Genomic DNA, 18,676 nt, shown 5'->3' with positions numbered 1-18,676 from the left:
ATCGACCGAAGGGAGATTCATGAGCACCATTGAATATAATTTCTTAGCGAACTAAATTGGTACATTCCTTTAGGAATCACAGCTCGCTATCTGCAAATCCTTATGAGTATGGCGTTGTGAATTGCTTTCAAATTGGTACATTCCTTTAGGAATCACAGCCGATCTGTTAACAGTAACTCAATATCTTAGGTTGTGAATTGCTTTCAAATTGGTACATTCCTTTAGGAATCACAGCGAAAGATCGGGAGGGCAAGGATGTCTTGATGTTGTGAATTGCTTTCAAATTGGTACATTCCTTTAGGAATCACAGCGGAGCTATCGGGATGACTCCTATCCAGCTCGTTGTGAATTGCTTTCAAATTGGTACATTCCTTTAGGAATCACAGCACATCCGTCACATTCTGGGAAACAGCTATGGTTGTGAATTGCTTTCAAATTGGTACATTCCTTTAGGAATCACAGCCCCTTTTCAAAAGCCTCTTTAAATCCTGCTGTTGTGAATTGCTTTCAAATTGGTACATTCCTTTAGGAATCACAGCTGTATCCAAAAGTCTGCAATATGTAAAGCGTTGTGAATTGCTTTCAAATTGGTACATTCCTTTAGGAATCACAGCTTTCTCAAGGATAATCTGGAGGACTATCCGGTTGTGAATTGCTTTCAAATTGGTACATTCCTTTAGGAATCACAGCGGAGCTAGAAATCTGAAAGTGAGAGACATTGTTGTGAATTGCTTTCAAATTGGTACATTCCTTTAGGAATCACAGCCCTTCAGTTTCGCCGTTTTTGATGCGGGAGTTGTGAATTGCTTTCAAATTGGTACATTCCTTTAGGAATCACAGCAACCCTTTCGATCCTGTGACGGAACCCGTGGTTGTGAATTGCTTTCAAATTGGTACATTCCTTTAGGAATCACAGCCTACGCCGCTCAAAAAGACATCAAAAAAGAGTTGTGAATTGCTTTCAAATTGGTACATTCCTTTAGGAATCACAGCGTGGTGATCTGGAAATAAAGGGATGATAGTGTTGTGAATTGCTTTCAAATTGGTACATTCCTTTAGGAATCACAGCAAAGAAATGGCTAGAGTAACAAAGAAAGGGTTGTGAATTGCTTTCAAATTGGTACATTCCTTTAGGAATCACAGCCTGTATTTTCGCACGGATGTTCGGTACATGTTGTGAATTGCTTTCAAATTGGTACATTCCTTTAGGAATCACAGCATAGGATTTAGCCTGGAAGAATGCCTGAATGTTGTGAATTGCTTTCAAATTGGTACATTCCTTTAGGAATCACAGCAAAAACAGAAACGAAGTCAAGTTCAGCTATGTTGTGAATTGCTTTCAAATTGGTACATTCCTTTAGGAATCACAGCGTTCTTTCGGGATTATGGAGGAACGATTGTGTTGTGAATTGCTTTCAAATTGGTACATTCCTTTAGGAATCACAGCCTCCACACAATGAAGAATAACTTCCAGTCAGTTGTGAATTGCTTTCAAATTGGTACATTCCTTTAGGAATCACAGCGAATGAACTGAGGAAAGGACTGAGCTACAGTTGTGAATTGCTTTCAAATTGGTACATTCCTTTAGGAATCACAGCTACAGTCAGGGCTGGTACAAGATGCGCCTCGTTGTGAATTGCTTTCAAATTGGTACATTCCTTTAGGAATCACAGCTTCGTGCCGGGCTCATCCTCGAATTAAACGGTTGTGAATTGCTTTCAAATTGGTACATTCCTTTAGGAATCACAGCGGCCTCAGAGATTATCCAAAGTGGATTTGAGTTGTGAATTGCTTTCAAATTGGTACATTCCTTTAGGAATCACAGCTTATCCCTACAAAAGGAAAGGTAACGCTTGTTGTGAATTGCTTTCAAATTGGTACATTCCTTTAGGAATCACAGCATACCCCACGCTAAGTGGCTGGTATGCTGTTTTTTATGTGCTATTTTAGGATTAAAAAATTTATTGGAACTGAAGAGTGAAATGTGGAAATAGGTAGGTTTTATCTTTTCCAAAGTTTAGAACTTTGGAAAAGCTTCAATTTAAAATAACTCTAATTGCTGAGTAGGTGGTTCAGTCTCTTGCTTACTTGTCCCAAAAAACACCTCCATCATCCCAAACTGCTTATCAGTAATTGACATGATTCCTACTTTCCCCTTGGGAGGTAGGTTTTTCTTAGTTCGCTTTATATGCACATCGGCATTTTCCCTACTGGCACAGAAGCGCATATAAATCGAAAACTGAAACATGGCAAAACCATCGTCCAACAACTTTTTCCGGAAAGAAGTAGCAACTTTCCTATCCTTACGGGTTTCCGTAGGCAAATCAAAAAAAACTAAAACCCACAAACTCCTATACTGATTAAGTCTTGAAAAATATTTTTCATCCATATTCAGGGTAAATAATTTTTCGACTGATTCCGGCAAAACACTCAAACAATGAGGAAGTCGTTCTTGAAGCAGCCACCATCAGCGGACTTTTTTGCCCATCGATTCGCACATCCAATGCGGGGATACTCAGCAATTCCTTTTTGATGGAAGTGGTCAATTCAGAAATATCATCTTCCGTCTCTACCAAATGGCTAACCACTAAATCCACGTAGGGCCGATATGGCTCCATGATATCATCTGCTAAGCAGTAAGCATTGTATTTATTCCGATGCCAAATTCCCAAACCCGGAAACATGCCTGAAGAAACCAATGCACGGGCAATCACAGCCCTTAAGATTGCATATCCATAGTTGAGCAGATTATTGGGAGGAATTCCTGCCTGTGCTCGATTAAAATCAGGGATATCAAATAAGTTTTGCCAATAAATGGCAGCAGCTTGGGCTTCATGATTGCCGCTGTCTCCAGAGCTTACATTCTTGGCTAAATAATAAAGACGCGGTGAATCTTTTCCTTTTTCTTTGAGATGGGCTGCCTGGTTTTGGATTTTAGCTGTGACTGTCTGTTGCCAGAGGTTTTTCTTGAGTGGCTGAGAAGCTTGGATTTGGAAGCGAATCCGTTCGGTTTGTTCGGAATGACCGTGCATTGGAAGAAGTAGGCCTTCCGGAAGGTGTTGACTATTACACGTGATAATGGCCACTTTTTTCTCTGTGAGCTTGGCAATCAGGCCATGGGTTATGGTGACTTGTTGGTTCTCCAACACTATCATTCCCAGGTCTTCGATAGGAACCATACGGGCTTCCTTTTCGGTTTCAGGAAATGAAATATGCAATTGTTCGTTTTTGGTACTGAGATAGGCGGGATTTCCGAAAAATAGAGTTCTTTTGATCATGTTTATAAGGTTTACCGAGAGTTAACTTTTCTAAATTTTTAGAACTTTAGAAAAGTTTTCCGATCTACTATTCCAAACTTTTATTCATCAACCATTCTTTTTTCACTTCCATCATATTTCTCACATGTCCCCAACCATCAAAGAAATTAGTGAAATAATCTCTTTCTAAATTTGAAGGCTTGTTGAGATCTTGATATGCATGCCAACTTGACCACTTCCAATCCTGATGAACTTTGACAAAGCCATGCTTCACTGGGTTGAGGTGGATATAAAGGAAAGTCTCTTGCCATTGGCGCTCGTCGAGAATGGGGGTTCTTTTAAAGTTCTTAATAAATAAACTTCCTCTTCTGCTATAAACTTTATTAAAAGACTGAGTGTAAGAACTAAAGAAGTTAGCAAATTGCTTAGAGATTAACTTTTCCAAAGTTTCGAACTTTGGAAAAGTTGACTTCAATTCGTCCTCCAGCTTCACGCCAACTAGTAAATGAAAATGGTTAGGCATCAGGCAATAAGCATAAGTATCTACCACTCCACCCAAATACTTTGCGTATTGCTTTAAAAAGAATCTATAATTTTCCTCTTCTTGAAAGATTTGCTCTATTCCATTGGCGTGATTGTAGATATGGTAGGATTGACCTGGTTCCATCGGTTAAGTTTTTTTGACTAGCATATTAAAGCTCTTCCAAAGTTTTAGAACTTTGGAAGATCACAATATAGAACCTATAAATCTCGATTTCCAATAAGATATTCTCCTTGATATTCACCTAACAATAGACTTCATACGACTGCCATTATTCCTTTTAAACCTTTAATTTAATCCCTCCATCTAACCCAAAAATAAATTCCTTTCCTTCAATGGCGAAATTGAAATTTGAAGGTGTTAGTAGTAATCTTGGGGCAATAAAGTCAGGACTAAAAGATGAAAACCCATCCTTACCCTTTGTGCCAAAAACATCTTTAGGAAAGTCAATAGAAAGCTTTTGATCGTCTCTACCCTCCAAGTGATGTTGGAACTGAATTTTACTTTGATTTGCATCCGCCAGCTTTTTGACAAAATAGAGCCGAGCAGACAACTCTTTATTTTCTAATCCTTTTAGTTCTTTTATTTCTGAATAATAAATCAATACTTTTTGTCCAACTTGAAAAACGTGATACAAATCAACCTCTTCTAGATTTTTTCCTGAACCAATTTTTATTCTTTTTTCAAAAAAATCTTCAAGTTTGTAACTACCATTTAGCTTTCCAACTTTAGATGCTTCAAAAAGGTTGATTGGAACTATCTTTCTTTGGTGGATTCCTTTATAATACCCAAAAGCATAATTATCTCCAGAATTGGTGTAATAGATATTCTTGTAATCATATTTAGACTTATAGGTCTGCTCCTTTAGCTCTGTTATATTATCCGCATCAAGAAATCCCCTACCTGCTTTAACCCTGACTCTAATTCTTCTAATAATTTTACCATTAAAATCTCTCAACTCTGAAAGTGAGATTCCAGAAGCAATTTGATTTTGAATGTGGGTTTTTATAAATGGATCAACTATAACATCTTTATCTATTTTTAAATCTGTTATTGGCTTTCTTCCAACTAACCACATTTCATCCTTACCATTAACCTGGCTATACAGAAAACTCCCATCATCATCTCTTTTCGGCCCACCATTCTCACTTCTTTGAACGACTTTTATTTTACCGTAAAATGTATCCAAATGAAGTTGTCCCCGTACAGAATCGCCTGTAGCAACTTTTGGGACTTTTTTCCCTTCCAAATCCAAGATCAAATTTCCATTTTTATCTCTTAGCCAAACAACTCTACCTCTTTTCCTGACTAATTTTCTACCAGGAGAAAAAGCTTGATCTTTATTGGGTACATTATTGATAAGAATTTTTTGTTTTATACCATCAAGCATATGATGACCAAATCCCTCAAACGGAGCAATTGGATAATCTTTAAATTGGCTGTTTTCACTATCTAAGAAGTACTTTTGTAAAATAGCTTCTCTCTCAGCTGCTTTCGGTATCAAAGTCAATACTGCTGCATCAATTGCATGATGATAATGTTTACCTCTATCCTTTGATTCTTCTTTAGGCTGAATTCCATAAATTTTTCTAAATAATGAAGTTACGGTTCCCTTTTGAACATCAACTCTATTAAAAACCGTTTTCAAATAATGAAAAGCATATTTAGCAATTAATTGGCTATCTATTAATTGACTGTTTTTAAAACCTGTTGGAACATCTTTTCTTGTGAATCTATCAAGTTTGTTTTTCCAATAATCCAATTCCATTTGAAGCATGTGCTTTTTCCGAATAGCATCATCTTTTGTCGCCTTATCTATTGCTCCTCTTGACTTGGATTTCGCTATTTCAATTTGGTTATATAAAGATTCCACCCTTTTCTCCCAATCAACTAACTGGGGCTTTATTGCTTTTCCCTCGGAGGTATCTTTATCATAATTTGGAAGTTCAACTGGTAGATTATTCTTTTTTACATCCGTATTATACTTAGCGTAACAAACTGTCAAGTTTGCTAAAGAATTATCAAATGATTTGCTTCTGGGTATAGTGTGTTCAAAGTGAATAATATTTTTATCAAATAGTTTTGTTAGAGGAATTAATTCACCTGTATACATACATTTACACCCTTGTTCCTTCCAAAGTCTAAACTTCTTCACATCATCTTTTGTAGCAAGAATTTCTTTCCAAAATTCATTAGGGTCCGAGCTTTGTTCTGTCCAAAGCCTTAGTTTTTCTCTATCTGTCTGATTATCTGGGTCTGCATTACCCCTAAAATCTGGATCTTTAATTAATTGAGAGATCGCAAATGCAATTTCTCGATTTTCATTCTCTCTATTTCTTTGATAGGTTTCAATTGCCCATCTCTTGTTTGCATCATTTAAGTCACGTGCCACTTCAACCACTACCCTTGTATCTTCATTAATTTTGCCTTCTTTAATTAGATGATTTATTACTTTCCTCAATTCAAATAAAGTTTTATATGCCATAGGATTTTTGAAGGATCCAGTTTTAGGGCTAGGAAGATATAAATTTCCATCATCAGCTCTTTTTGCTGGTGAGTAAATATCTATCTGAGATGGATGATAAAGCTTTTTTAGTTCTTTAAGATCAATATGAAATTCATCCTTTAGAATTTCTTTTATGTAGTCTAGTAAATGCGGACTAAAAAAATGCTTTCTATCCTGTGATTTAAAAAACTTTTGATATAAATCTCTTGCGTTACTTATGAAATAATCTTTTTCTGACTCTTTATTCCAGGATTCTTCACCAAAGTGCGCCAAAATTGATTTATGAACATCATTAAAATCATCTTGATCAAGGTCATATTGAGGATTTTTATAACCTTGCTTATAATCAGATAGGTGATAGTCTGAAATTAATTTATTAACAATTGAAATCACCTTTTTTTGTCTCCTATTTTCTTCAATTGCATCAGTAATTCTTTTTTTAATAAAAACCTCATTTTCATTGAATTTACCCTTTCCAATAACCTCTGGAATTTTGGCAAGCAAAACAGCTTCCGTATAAACTAATCCTTCTCTTAAAAAAGGTAAAATACAGTTTATCGCTTTAAGGCTTAAGGAAGCATATCCAACTGGAAAAGAACTCCACAAGGATTTCAATTCCTTTAATTGGCCTTCATTGAAATCAAAATTCTTTTTAAAAAAATCTTCTAAAATTTCTTCATCTTCAAACGAAAATAGAATGTGCCAAATATCTTCAATTGTATAAGATATTTCTTTCCTTTTACCATATTTAAAAATCGACTTTGTATGTTGGAAATCTTTCCAATCCTCTCCAAACAAAGATCTAAGACGAGCAGAAACAGGACAAGCAGGAACAGTTGTATCATCCTTGTAATTAAGCTTCAATTTCTTATTAGTGATTTTTTGGATATACTTATTAATTTGAATAAACTTAAAGTCATTTTTCCCTTTCAAGAAAAATTTCTCATTGAATAACTCTTCTTTAAGATTCAATGGAAGTGGTTCTAGCTTTCCAGTTTCAGAATCAAAATACTTTATATTATTTAAAAAACTCCAAGCTCTGTACTCCTCAAATAATGGGTGACTTATCGGACATCTTGGTTTTTTCGGCTCTAAAGTACATTTACCAACCAAACCCTTTTGAGATCTTAAAGGCCGCTGAAAAAAAATTGCCTTTTTTATTTCCGTTTTAAATTGAGAATCTTCCAGATTCTGAACTTCCAAAATAATATCAACTTCTTTCTCATAATCAGATCTAAGGGTATATCTATTTCTAATTCGAACTCCTAAATTTTCCAAATGAGCAAAAGCACCACCTAATGTTTTATGATCTTCCAAAAGTTGTTCATATTCATTTCTACCAATAGTCCCTGTTTCCGAACTTCCTTTGTAAATAGCCACCTTTTCATTTGACCCATTCTTTCGACTACTTTTAAATCCTCTTCTTTGAGCAATATGAAACAGTGACCTACCTATTTTAAACCGATTAGTTTCAATAGATAAATCCAGAGTAGAGTTGGCTATTTCCTTTCTTAACTGATATGGACTTAAACAATCAGGCTTTCCATCATGGTTGAAATCTAGTTTAATCCATTTCTGAAAGTCATCATCTTCAACAGGAAATTTCCTTCCTTCACCTTTAGAGTATTTTCTCCATTGATCCAGTTTTTCTAAAGTCAATGGACAATAACCATTTGTAATTAAACATTCAAGGGTAGCCCAAATACGGTATCTACGAGCATTGTAAAGTCTTCTAGATGACCTATTAGATGTTCTCTCGGCAGCAAAAGAATATTCTCCAGCCTTACCCTCACCAATTCCCTTTTTAAAAGTGTAGACTCCATACCAAGGAAATTGCTTTCCTTCTCTAAGTGCTGCTCCAATAGAATTCGTTCCTAAATCAATCCCAAAAATTTGTTCCATAATTTTTTATTTTTACATTTGAAATGAAAGACAATTCACAACAAGGCTATAAGCCGAAGATTTCTTAGCCCCGCATACTTCTGTAGGGCTTTATTTTTACTCCTTAGTTTCAAAAGCAAAATAGGGACTTCAATTCAAAAAAAAATACCCTGAACAGGGTATTTTTCAAATATTAGTTTTATTAAAACACTGACTTTCGAGTTTCCTTTTTCTAGGAAAAATTATTGGTTAAAATTGATCAAAATTAGCCCCTCCCCCTTTTACTCTCCATGAATTTCTCTCTATCCTCTATGGTGAAATAATCAATTGTAAAATAAAAAAAACGCAACCCCTTCCGGAATCGCGCTTTTTCATATTTCAAACTTCACAATTCTAACTTATCTAAACTTTCCTTTCAGCATGGCCAACTTTTCTGCCATCGTGCCTTGGGGCTCTTCTTTTTTCACTGGTTTTGAACTCCTTTCCATTTTCTTACCTCGCTCTGCAAATGGATCGGATTTCATACTCAACCCAATTCGCTTTCTTGGGATATCTACTTCCAAAACTGTCACCTCCACCTTTTGATTGACATGCACAATCTCATTGGGATCCTTTACAAAGCGGTCTGCCAGATGGCTTAAGTGAACAAGGCCATCTTGATGAACTCCTACATCTACAAAAGCTCCAAAGGCAGTAATATTCGTGACCACACCCGGTAATTTCATTCCTACCCGGAGATCTTCCATGCTATTTACTCCTTCTTCAAACTGAAAGACTTCAAAGCTCTCCCGTGGATCTCTACCGGGCTTGGCTAATTCAGCTAAAATATCCTGCAAAGTCGGTAAACCAACTTGTTCAGAAACGTAATTCTTCAAATTGATCCGATTGCGCAAGTCCTCTGACTTTACCAGATCATCGATGGAAGCTCCCAGATCTTTCGCCATGCTTTCCACCAAAGCATATCGCTCAGGGTGCACTGCCGAAGCATCCAAAGGATTCTTTGCCTGTGAAATCCGCAAGAAACCAGCTGCCTGTTCGAAAGCCTTTTCACCTAAGCGAGGAACCTTTAGCAACTGACTTCTGGACTTGAATGGTCCATGTTGATTTCGGAATTCTACTATATTTTGAGCTAGTACAGGACCTAGACCAGAAACATAAGTCAGCAGTTGTTTGGATGCCGTATTGACCTCCACTCCCACTCCGTTTACTGCAGACATCACCGTATCATCCAGTGCATTTTTCAAAGCATTTTGATCCACATCGTGTTGGTACTGTCCCACTCCTATGGACTTTGCGTCGATTTTAACCAATTCAGCCAAAGGGTCCATCAATCTTCGGCCAATTGAAACTGCACCTCTAACAGTCAAATCTAAGTCCGGAAACTCCTCTCTTGCTACTTCTGATGCAGAATAGATGGATGCTCCTGCTTCATTGACCATTGTAACTATGACTGACTTGGGCAGTCCTAAAGATTTTACAAAGGCTTCTGTTTCCCTACCTGCCGTACCATTTCCTATGGCAATTGCCTGAATAGAAAACTTATCCACTAAGCCCTTGACGGTCATACCCGCTTCCGATGTTCTCTTTTGAGGCTCATGAGGAAAAATACTTTCATAATGTAAAAATTGACCTTGTGGGCCCAAGCACACCAATTTACAACCAGTACGGAAACCAGGATCTATTGCCATCACAGATTTTTCACCCAAAGGAGCTCCCAAAAGCAACTGCTTTAAATTCTCCGCAAAAACCCGAATGGCTTCCTCATCTGCTTTCTTTTTGGTCAGAAGGCGAACTTCTGTTTCCATACTCGGCTTGAGCAAGCGCTTATAACAATCCTTGATCGCCAGTTTCACCTGTTCTACGGATTCATTGCTTTTTTGGGAATCAATCACTACTCTTTCTATCAATGCCAAGGCATCTTGTTCTACCGGACAGGAATCAAGCATTAGAAAAAGCTCTTTTTCCCCTCTACGCATTGCCAAAACCCTATGAGATGGAGCTGTTTTAATAGGTTCTGTCCAGTCGAAATAATCTTTGTATTTAACCGCTTCGGCTTCTTTTCCAGGGATTATTTTGGAAGTGAAATTTCCTTCTTCCAAAAACAGCTTACGCATTTTCTCCCTGAGATCTGCTTTTTCGTTGATCCACTCGGCAATAATATCTCTTGCTCCCTGAAGGGCTTCTTCTACTGATTTAACTTCCTTTTGCTCATCAATATATTGAGAGGCTTCCTCTTCCAAATCAATTGATTCCTGCTGAAAAATACGTTCCGCTAAGGGTTCCAAACCTTTTTCTCTGGCGATGGTGGCTTTGGTTCTTCTTTTCGGCTTATAAGGAAGATAGATATCCTCCAGTTTAGCCATGGTTTCTGCATTCTCCACAGCCTTTTTGAGTTCCGGGCTTAGCTTTCCTTGTTCCTCTATGGACTTCAGCACCGCCTCTCTACGTTTATCCAAATCCCGTAATTGCTGCAACCTGTCTCTTACCGCTGCAACCTGTACTTCATCCAGGCTTCCGGTTGCTTCTTTTCTGTAGCGTGAAATAAAAGGAACTGTTCCTCCCTCATCCAGCAAGTCCATGGTGGCTTTCACCTGATGGGGTTTGATGTTGAGTTCGGTGGCAATTTTAATCTCGTAATTCATATTTTTGGCTAAGATCTTTCGATTGAACCTGCAAGATAAGGCTGCTTTTCTTTCAAAAAAGTAAAGTCCGTGAGACTTGTCACTAAGCGTCTGAAAGCGTGGGGGTAATTTTGGAAAGGCTGAAATTAGAAGTGTGAAAGCTGATAGAAATCTGTGTTAATCTGTGGGATAAAAAAGTCAGAGGCAGTCAGCAGAAGTATCTATTTTCTTTGATGGCGGTAGGTTATTAGTTATTAGTACCCTTAGGAAATCGTAATCCGTAAACCAAAAATATTGTCGTCACCGCAAGGAACGAAGCGGTCTCATCGAGGCTTCAATCCAAAATTACTTATTCCTTCAAAAAAGCTGTCTGCAAAAGCATCAATGTTCTTGGAGGGAAATATAATAGTTCAAGGTTATTAGTTATTGAGTTATTAGTGTCTTTCGATTGAAGAAATTGCAAAAGCACATGGTTTACAGTTAAGGAGTGATGAAATATAAAACGATTGGGTCGTGGTTTTTCTGCCCCTCGTAAATCGTATTTCGTAAATCAAAAATATTAAAACATGATCATAAGGAATCCATTAGATAGCTTTAGAAAAACAAATTGAAAGAAATAATTCTCCTTACTATCTGTGGTTATTAAAATGCTCGCTGCGCCGCCGCGCCTCAGCGAGATAATTCCCAACAATAAATTAAGTGGCCATTCCTTAAATCGTAAATCAAAAATCTTAAATATTTTAAATCATGTCAAAATCAACCATTCTCAAAGAACTCAAGTCCTGGGGGCTGATTTTGTCCTTTTTTGCCTTCCTCTATTTCACAGGCCTGCTGCCGGTGATTCAAGGAGGAATACAATCCGCATTGCTTTATACCGGCCTGATCACACCCAAACTTGAGCAGGTAGATTTAACAGATCAAAGGTTTGATTACAGAGGTAAATTCCTGGATTTTGAAGGAAAGGAAATCAATTTAGCTGATTATAGGGGCAAGACGCTATTTATCAATCTTTGGGCTTCTTGGTGTGGCCCTTGCCGTGCGGAGATGCCACATATCTCTGAGCTCTTCAAAAAAGTAAAAGATCAACCCAATCTGGAATTTTTACTGATTGGCTTGGACAATGATTTTGAAAAAAGTAAAGGTTTTATTCAAAGCAAAAGTTGGGCTTTCCCCACAGCTCATGCCAGCTATGGTCTCAATAGCAGCTTGCAAAGTGAGTCTATTCCCACTACACTTGTGGTAAACCCGCAAGGTAAAATCGTATTCTATCAAGAAGGGATGAGTAATTTTAATACCGAAGAATTTCGTAATTTCTTGATTTCGCAGAATAAATAATCAGCCATCTGAGTTTCGGAAAATTTATCTATTTTCCGATATGATTCACCCAACCAATCAGATTGCCATTATTGGCGCTGGTTTCTCTGGCCTGGCCGCCGCACGAATATTAAACCAAGCTGGAATTTCTTTCCAAGTATTTGAGGCAAGAGAGAGACTGGGTGGAAGAGTTTATACCCAACAAATCCAAGAAGACCTTTATCTGGATATGGGCGGACAATGGATAGGTTCTTCCCAAACTCGAATGTATGAGCTCTGTGAAGAATATGGGATTTCTTATTTTGAAACTTACAATCAGGGTAAAAGCATTCTTGAGCTGAAAGGAAAAATCAAAAGTTACCAAGGAACTATCCCTAAGCTGGATATTATTTCACTTTTGAATCTGGATATGATCGTGCGCAAGTTAGAGCGCATGGCCTCCAAAATAGATTTGGAAAAACCCTGGATTCATCCCAAAGCTCAGCTATTTGATGGTCAAACATTGGAGGATTTCTTGAAAAGAAATTCAAAAACAGAGACTTGCTACCAGGTAATGAAAGTAGGTATGCAAACCATCTTCGCCTGCGAACTACATGAGCTATCTCTTTTGCATACCTTATTTTATATTCGATCCGGAAACTCCCTGGGCGCATTGATTTCTATCAAAAACGGAGCTCAGCAGCATAGAATTCATGGAGGAATGCAAACACTTGCAGAAGCGATCGCCAAACCATTTTTTGATCGTATTCAATTTGACTCCCCTGTCCTGTCAATCATTCGGGAAAAGGAAAAATTCATCCTAAACACCTCCAAAGGAGCTCAAGTATTTAGCCATATCATCTTTGCCGTTCCTCCTCCTCTTTTGAAGAAAATTGGAATCAACCCTCCACTTTCTGATCAAAAGCAAAAACTCTTGGAAAGATATGATATGGGATGTATCGGGAAGTGCCAAATGGTATATCCTAAGCCATTTTGGAGAGACCAAAATCTATCCGGGCAAGCTGTTTCGGACTCAGAATTTTATCTCCAAACCCTATTTGACAGTTCCCCAGCAGATGGACAATACGGCGTCTTAATGGGTTTTGTCATTGGAAATAAGGCTCGAAAATTCTTCAAGATGGATGAGGATTCGAGAAAACAAGCCGTGAAAAAACAGCTTATCCAATATTTTGGAGAGGAAGCTAATCAGGAAATCAACTATGTGGACCACACCATGAATCAGGAAACATGGTCTGAGGGCTGCTACGCCGGAATTAGAGAAGTCAATTCTTGGACTAAATATCATAACAGTTATAGCCAAAGCGAGGGAAGATTGCATTTTGCAGGCACAGAAGCAGCTATTCGATGGCATGGATATATAGAAGGTGCCGTGAGAGCAGGAGAAGCTGCCGCAGAGAAAATATTACAGGAATTAAACAATGGTTAAAAGATTACTCATCAGTCTATTCTTATTAGTGATTTTCGTTTGGTTGATTTGGTCCTCATCCGGACGTAAAATTCAAGCTCCAACTCCAAAGGCCTACCTGAGCATAGTTCAGGAAATCAATCCCAGCGATTCCTTAGAAAGGAATATTGTAGGAATTCAACCTTTCATGGATGAGCACGATTATTTGCAGCCGGATATTTTTAAAAGAAAAATAGAATTGTATCTACAAATCGCCCGCGATTCAGGTTTTTTAAAAAGTAACACTTTGGTTCTGTATCCTGAGTATATCGGCACTTGGCTGGTTTTGCAAGGAGAAAAGCATGTATTAGCTGAAAAAAAGACAATTAATGAGGCCATGAGTACTTTGGTCATGAGTAATATCTTTGATTTTTCTCTGGCATTTCTCAAATCAAAAGAAAAAGACAAAGCTGCAGCTTCCATATTCAGGATGAAAGCAAAGGAAATGGCAAAAACCTATTTCGAAACCTTTTCAAGTCTTGCGCAAACATATCAGGTTTATATCACGGCAGGCTCAATTATTCTACCTAAGCCTTCTGTGATTTCCGGGAAACTCCATGTTGATCCAAATGGTCCTTTATATAATGTCTCTTTTTTATTCGATCCGCAAGGTCAAATCATTGGACCTCCTATCTACAAGGCATTTCCTGTAGCATCAGAACTCCCTTTTTTAAGCTCAGGAGAAAGCAATAATTTACCGGTATTTGATCTTCCTATGGGCAAAATATCCATACTCGTCTGTGCGGATAGTTGGTATGAAGATGCTTATTTAAATACTATTGAAAATAGCGCTGAAATAGTCTTGGTGCCTTCCTTCTGTCCTGGAGATAGCACCATGAATAGCCCCTGGAAAGGTTATAGCGGGTCCATCACACCTACAAGCATCAATAAATCCGACATTAATCTTCTGACAGAAGGTGAAGCATGGAAAAAATATGCCTTACCTGGTAAAATCAGCCAAACATCCGCCCAGGTAGGGCTAAATATTTTCTTAAAAGGGGAACTCTGGGATTTGGGTGCAGATGGACAGCCTCTTGCCTATTTCAGAGGAGATACATTGTCAATCCAGACAGCAGAACAAGCAGGAATCTGGTCCTTAAACTTTTGAGCTTATGTGTGATTCACTGGTAGCACTTGCAAATGCCTCAAAAAATGGGAATCTGATTTTTGGAAAAAATTCGGACAGGGAACCTTTGGAGGCCCATGAAATTCTTTGGGTTCCTGCTCAAAAGCACTCTTCGCAAACCATCAAATGTACTTTCATAGAAATTCCCCAAGTAGAGGAAACCTATGAATGCATCCTATCCAAACCCTTCCAAATGTGGGGAGCTGAGATGGGAGTGAATGAGAATAATGTATGTATAGGAAATGAAGCTGTTTTCACCAATGTCAAATTCGATAAATCCAATCCGGGACTTACAGGGATGGATTTGTTGCGATTGGCATTAGAAAGAGGTAAAAGCGCAGAAGAAGCTATGGAAATCATCATCTCCCTTCTACAGCAGTTTGGCCAAAATGCCTGTGGTGGTTATCAAAATAAGAGCTTTTATTATCACAACAGTTTCCTTATTGCTGATTCTGAAAATGCATTTATTCTGGAAACATCCGGCAAATCCTGGGCATGGAAAAAAGTGACAAGTACCGCGAGTATTTCTAATATTTTGACCATCGAGGAGGATTATGACCAAATTTACTTGACAGATGAAAACCAAACCTTTTCCTCCCTATTTGCTCAGAAGTCTGGATTTAAGTCAAGATTTTCTGACATCCTATTTACCTATTTTGGAAAAGGTGATAAAAGAAGAGCGTGTACCAGTAATTTTCTACAAGAAAATCAGGGAGCTATCGATGTACATTCAGTCATTGAAATTTTAAGGACCCATAACTTACCTGATACCGAATTTCACCCCAAGAAAGCCAATTCTGAGTCGATTTGTATGCACGCAACAGGCTTAACAAATCCTTCGGATACCACGGGAAGTATGGTTGCCGAACTGAGAAAAGAAGGATTTTCAAGCATTTGGCTTTCAGGCACACCACACCCCTGTTTGAGTATTTACCTGCCATTTTACCTGGGCACATCCAAAAGCTTTCTCGTTGCTCCAACCTGCAATCCAGACAAGTCCCTATGGTGGAAAGCCAAAGAGCTCCATTCATTTATCGATCAAAACAGACAAAACTTATTTTTCCAAATCAGAGAGGAATTGAATACTATTCAAAACAGATGGATTCAACAGGATCAGGAGCTTTTGGCTGCTAACTCTAATAAGTCAATTCTTAACTCCTTTTCAGAAGACTGTTATAAGGAATATCAAGCATGGATAGCTGATAAACTAACCCAACTTTCAAATCAATAGCTAACCTTCACTCTGAGTTAACACATCTTTAACGCCAATAGATTTTTCTTCTGGGGATAATCAGGTATTTTTCAAGACCTTAACCAAACCCAAAATCCTATGCATATCAGGGTCCTATTCCTATTTTTAGGCATTCTAATTTTTGAATCTTCTTGTAAAGCCCAAGATATTAGAGTTTACAAAGAACCAATTTTTGCTAACGATTGGTCCAAACCCAGTATTCATCCGGACAGAATCATCTTAAATCCCGGTCAAAATCCCAGTTCAGAGATGAATGTAACCTGGAGAACCAGTCCAGAAGTAAAAGTTGCCTATGCAGAGATTGCACCGGCGACAGCAGCACCTAAGTTCTGGAGAAATGCCCAAACCTTGACAGCTAAAACTGAATACCTGAATGCTAAGGAAGTTCCCATGGCAGAAGTGGAGGCAAATTATCATTCTGTGGAATTTAAGAACCTTCAACCCGGACAGCTTTATGGCTATAGAGTTGGAGATGGAGAACACTGGTCTGAATGGTTTCAATTTAAAACTGCCTCTGCTGATCCTAAGGAGCGCTTTTCTTTTTTGTATGTAGGAGATGCACAAAATTATATCCTAGAATTATGGGCTAGGTTGATTCGGGAAGGATATAGAAAAGCACCTGATGCAGACTTTATAATCCATGCGGGAGACCTGATCAATTATGCTCATAGAGAACAGGAATGGCATGAATGGTTTACGGCAGGAGGTTTTATCCATAGTATGCTCCCTTCCCTTTCTGTTCCTGGTAATCATGAATACAATTATCTCAATAACTCCAATCGAGAGGCCGGAAGAGCACTTTCCATTCAGTGGAAGCCTCAGTTTACTTTCCCTGAAAACGGTCCTGAAGGTTTGGAGGAAACGGCTTATTTTATGGACTATCCGGATGTCAAATTTATTTTCTTGGACTCTAACAGAGATCATGAAAAGCAGGCAGCATGGCTTCGAGATATCTTGAAAGAAAATAAAAAGAAATGGACCATTGTATCTTACCACCATCCACTTTTTTCGGCTTCCTCTGGAAGAGATAATGAGGCATTGAGAGCTATTTGGAAGCCTATTTTCGATGAATTTAAGGTAGACTTGGCATTGCAAGGACATGACCATAGCTATGCTCGAGGGAGAGTAGGCCCTGGTGAGAATGTACTGAATGGGACCAACCTGAGAGACCTAACTGGTACAGTTTACGTAGTGTCAGTCAGCGGAGGAAAAATGTATGGCCTCAACCCAAATGGATGGGAAGGAACCGAGGCAGTGAGAGACCGGGCTGCTGAAAACACCCAGTTGTTTCAGGTAATTAGTATTGAGAATAATAGCCTGAAATTTGAATCCTATACAGCTGTAGGAGAACTCTATGATGCTTTTGAATTGGCGAAAAATGAGGATGGAAGCAATACCTTTTTGGAATTGAAAACCGATTTAGGGCCTGAGTATAGATTTGAAAACACTATTCCCTATGAGGATCAATTGCCCTCGGAAATTGAGTCTGAAATCTTAAAAAAATATTCTGGCTATGAAATTAGGAGGGTGATATTCAAAGAAGTAGAGGGTCAAACAAGAATTGAACTTCGAATTCAAAAAGGGGAAATTCAGAAAATCCTATTGTTGGATAGCAAAGGAAAAGTCCTCAGCGAAAACTAATCAGAGGTTGGAACAGGACAAAAATCCATTTTTTCAGTTTATCTTGATAAAATGATCCTTTAAAAGAATGGATAAGAGAAGAATTACCTTGAAAGATATTGCCCGCGAGTTGGGTATATCTGTTTCTACTGCCTCAAGAGCGCTTAATTCCTATTCTGGGATTTCTGAAGAGACAATAAAATTGGTGAAGGATTATGCTGAAAAGCATAATTATGTTCCAAATAGCATAGCAGTCAATTTCCGAAGAAATAGAACCATGACTTTGGGAATGATCGTCCCGGAAGTCGTACACCCATTCTTTTCATCTATTATCAGCGGAGCAATTGCAGCTACCAATCAACATGGGTACAGGATACTTTTAGGCCAAACCGACGAAAAACTACCGAACGAGAAATTAGCTTGTAGGAGTATGCTTTCAGGAAGTGTGGATGGTTTGTTGATTTCAGTTAGTAATGAAACCAAAGACTTTGAGCATTTGCAGGAATTCATAGATGAAGGTAAACCTGTCATCCAGTTTGATAAGTTTCTGGAAAACTTCCATACACCCAAGGTAATTACGGATGATTATGAAAGTGCATATGAAGCCGTCAACCACCTCATCAAGCAAGGATACCGAAGAATAGCGCATATCAATGGACTCCTTGAGGTAAAGAACTCGATGGATCGCCTAAAAGGATATAAAAAAGCCTTGGAAGATGCCGGTTTGGAATTTAGAGAAGAATGGGTTCCGCATTGCAAAAATATCAGCGAGGAAGAAGGCTACCAGTTTGCTCAGGAACTACTCAACTTACCTCAGCCACCAGATGCCTTCTTTTGTATTACTGACTTGGTAGCATTAGGCGTAATGAATTATCTCAAGTCCCAAGGAATTCAAGTACCCAAACAAATTGGTGTGATGGGTTTTTCCAACTGGAAAATAGCAGAAGTAATGTCCCCAGGACTAAGTACAGTAGAACAGCACGGCCATCAAATGGGAATGAAAGCAGTAAATCTTTTGGTTCAGCTCCTGAAAGATCAAAGCCTTGGATCCAATGAGACTTACAAAATTGACTCAGATTTAATTATCCGAGAGTCAACTTTAAATTGAGGCTTT

Annotated in this window: 11 protein-coding genes and 1 CRISPR repeat array; of the genes, 6 read left to right on the top strand and 5 right to left on the bottom strand. The window is 38.2% G+C overall.

Annotated elements, in window-relative coordinates; all coding sequences use genetic code 11:
• Positions 1 to 113: 113 nt before the first annotated feature.
• Positions 114 to 1,901: a CRISPR direct-repeat array (repeat unit 46 nt; unit sequence GTTGTGAATTGCTTTCAAATTGGTACATTCCTTTAGGAATCACAGC).
• Between the two features lie 140 nt (positions 1,902 to 2,041).
• The 5 genes from cas2 to FL972_RS03350 all read right to left on the bottom strand — a co-directional run bounded on the left by cas2 (position 2,042) and on the right by FL972_RS03350 (position 10,827).
• A complete protein-coding gene (gene cas2, locus FL972_RS03370) occupies positions 2,042 to 2,389 on the bottom strand; it encodes a CRISPR-associated endonuclease Cas2 (RefSeq protein WP_144603577.1) in 348 nt (115 codons plus the stop codon).
• Complete coding sequence (gene cas1, locus FL972_RS03365; protein ID WP_144603575.1) at positions 2,382 to 3,278, bottom strand: type II CRISPR-associated endonuclease Cas1; 897 nt, start codon at positions 3,276 to 3,278, stop codon at positions 2,382 to 2,384. The genes cas2 and cas1 overlap by 8 nt, the downstream gene beginning before the upstream one ends.
• Before the next feature lie 67 nt (positions 3,279 to 3,345).
• A complete protein-coding gene (locus FL972_RS03360) occupies positions 3,346 to 3,924 on the bottom strand; it encodes a transposase (RefSeq protein ID WP_144603573.1) in 579 nt (192 codons plus the stop codon).
• A gap of 154 nt (positions 3,925 to 4,078) precedes the next feature.
• A complete protein-coding gene (cas9, locus tag FL972_RS03355) occupies positions 4,079 to 8,206 on the bottom strand; it encodes a type II CRISPR RNA-guided endonuclease Cas9 (protein WP_144603571.1) in 4,128 nt (1,375 codons plus the stop codon).
• A 377-nt stretch (positions 8,207 to 8,583) separates the two neighbouring features.
• Complete coding sequence (locus tag FL972_RS03350; RefSeq protein WP_144603569.1) at positions 8,584 to 10,827, bottom strand: Tex family protein; 2,244 nt, start codon at positions 10,825 to 10,827, stop codon at positions 8,584 to 8,586.
• 726 nt (positions 10,828 to 11,553) lie between these two features.
• Here FL972_RS03350 and FL972_RS03345 point away from each other — a divergent pair.
• From FL972_RS03345 to FL972_RS03320, 6 genes are all read left to right on the top strand, one after another.
• On the top strand, positions 11,554 to 12,141 hold the full coding sequence (locus FL972_RS03345; RefSeq protein ID WP_144603567.1) for a TlpA family protein disulfide reductase: 588 nt from the start codon (positions 11,554 to 11,556) through the stop codon (positions 12,139 to 12,141).
• A 40-nt stretch (positions 12,142 to 12,181) separates the two neighbouring features.
• Complete coding sequence (locus FL972_RS03340; protein ID WP_144603564.1) at positions 12,182 to 13,546, top strand: flavin monoamine oxidase family protein; 1,365 nt, start codon at positions 12,182 to 12,184, stop codon at positions 13,544 to 13,546.
• Positions 13,539 to 14,672 carry a carbon-nitrogen hydrolase family protein gene (locus FL972_RS03335; RefSeq protein ID WP_144603562.1) on the top strand — a complete coding sequence of 378 codons (1,134 nt, stop codon included), beginning with the start codon at positions 13,539 to 13,541 and terminating at the stop codon, positions 14,670 to 14,672. Before FL972_RS03340 ends, FL972_RS03335 begins: the two co-directional genes overlap by 8 nt.
• A gap of 4 nt (positions 14,673 to 14,676) precedes the next feature.
• The gene (locus FL972_RS03330; protein ID WP_144603560.1) at positions 14,677 to 15,921 is read left to right on the top strand and encodes a C69 family dipeptidase; all 1,245 of its coding nucleotides are present in this window, start codon (positions 14,677 to 14,679) and stop codon (positions 15,919 to 15,921) included.
• 99 nt (positions 15,922 to 16,020) lie between these two features.
• Complete coding sequence (locus FL972_RS03325; RefSeq protein ID WP_144603557.1) at positions 16,021 to 17,583, top strand: purple acid phosphatase family protein; 1,563 nt, start codon at positions 16,021 to 16,023, stop codon at positions 17,581 to 17,583.
• Positions 17,584 to 17,650: 67 nt separating this feature from the next.
• Complete coding sequence (locus tag FL972_RS03320; protein ID WP_144603555.1) at positions 17,651 to 18,670, top strand: LacI family DNA-binding transcriptional regulator; 1,020 nt, start codon at positions 17,651 to 17,653, stop codon at positions 18,668 to 18,670.
• Positions 18,671 to 18,676: the final 6 nt, after the last annotated feature.

Origin of the sequence: Algoriphagus algorifonticola (genome assembly GCF_007655305.1) — a bacterium.
Classification (GTDB): Bacteria; Bacteroidota; Bacteroidia; order Cytophagales; family Cyclobacteriaceae; genus Algoriphagus; species Algoriphagus algorifonticola.
This window is presented reverse-complemented; position numbering and strand designations above follow the sequence as displayed.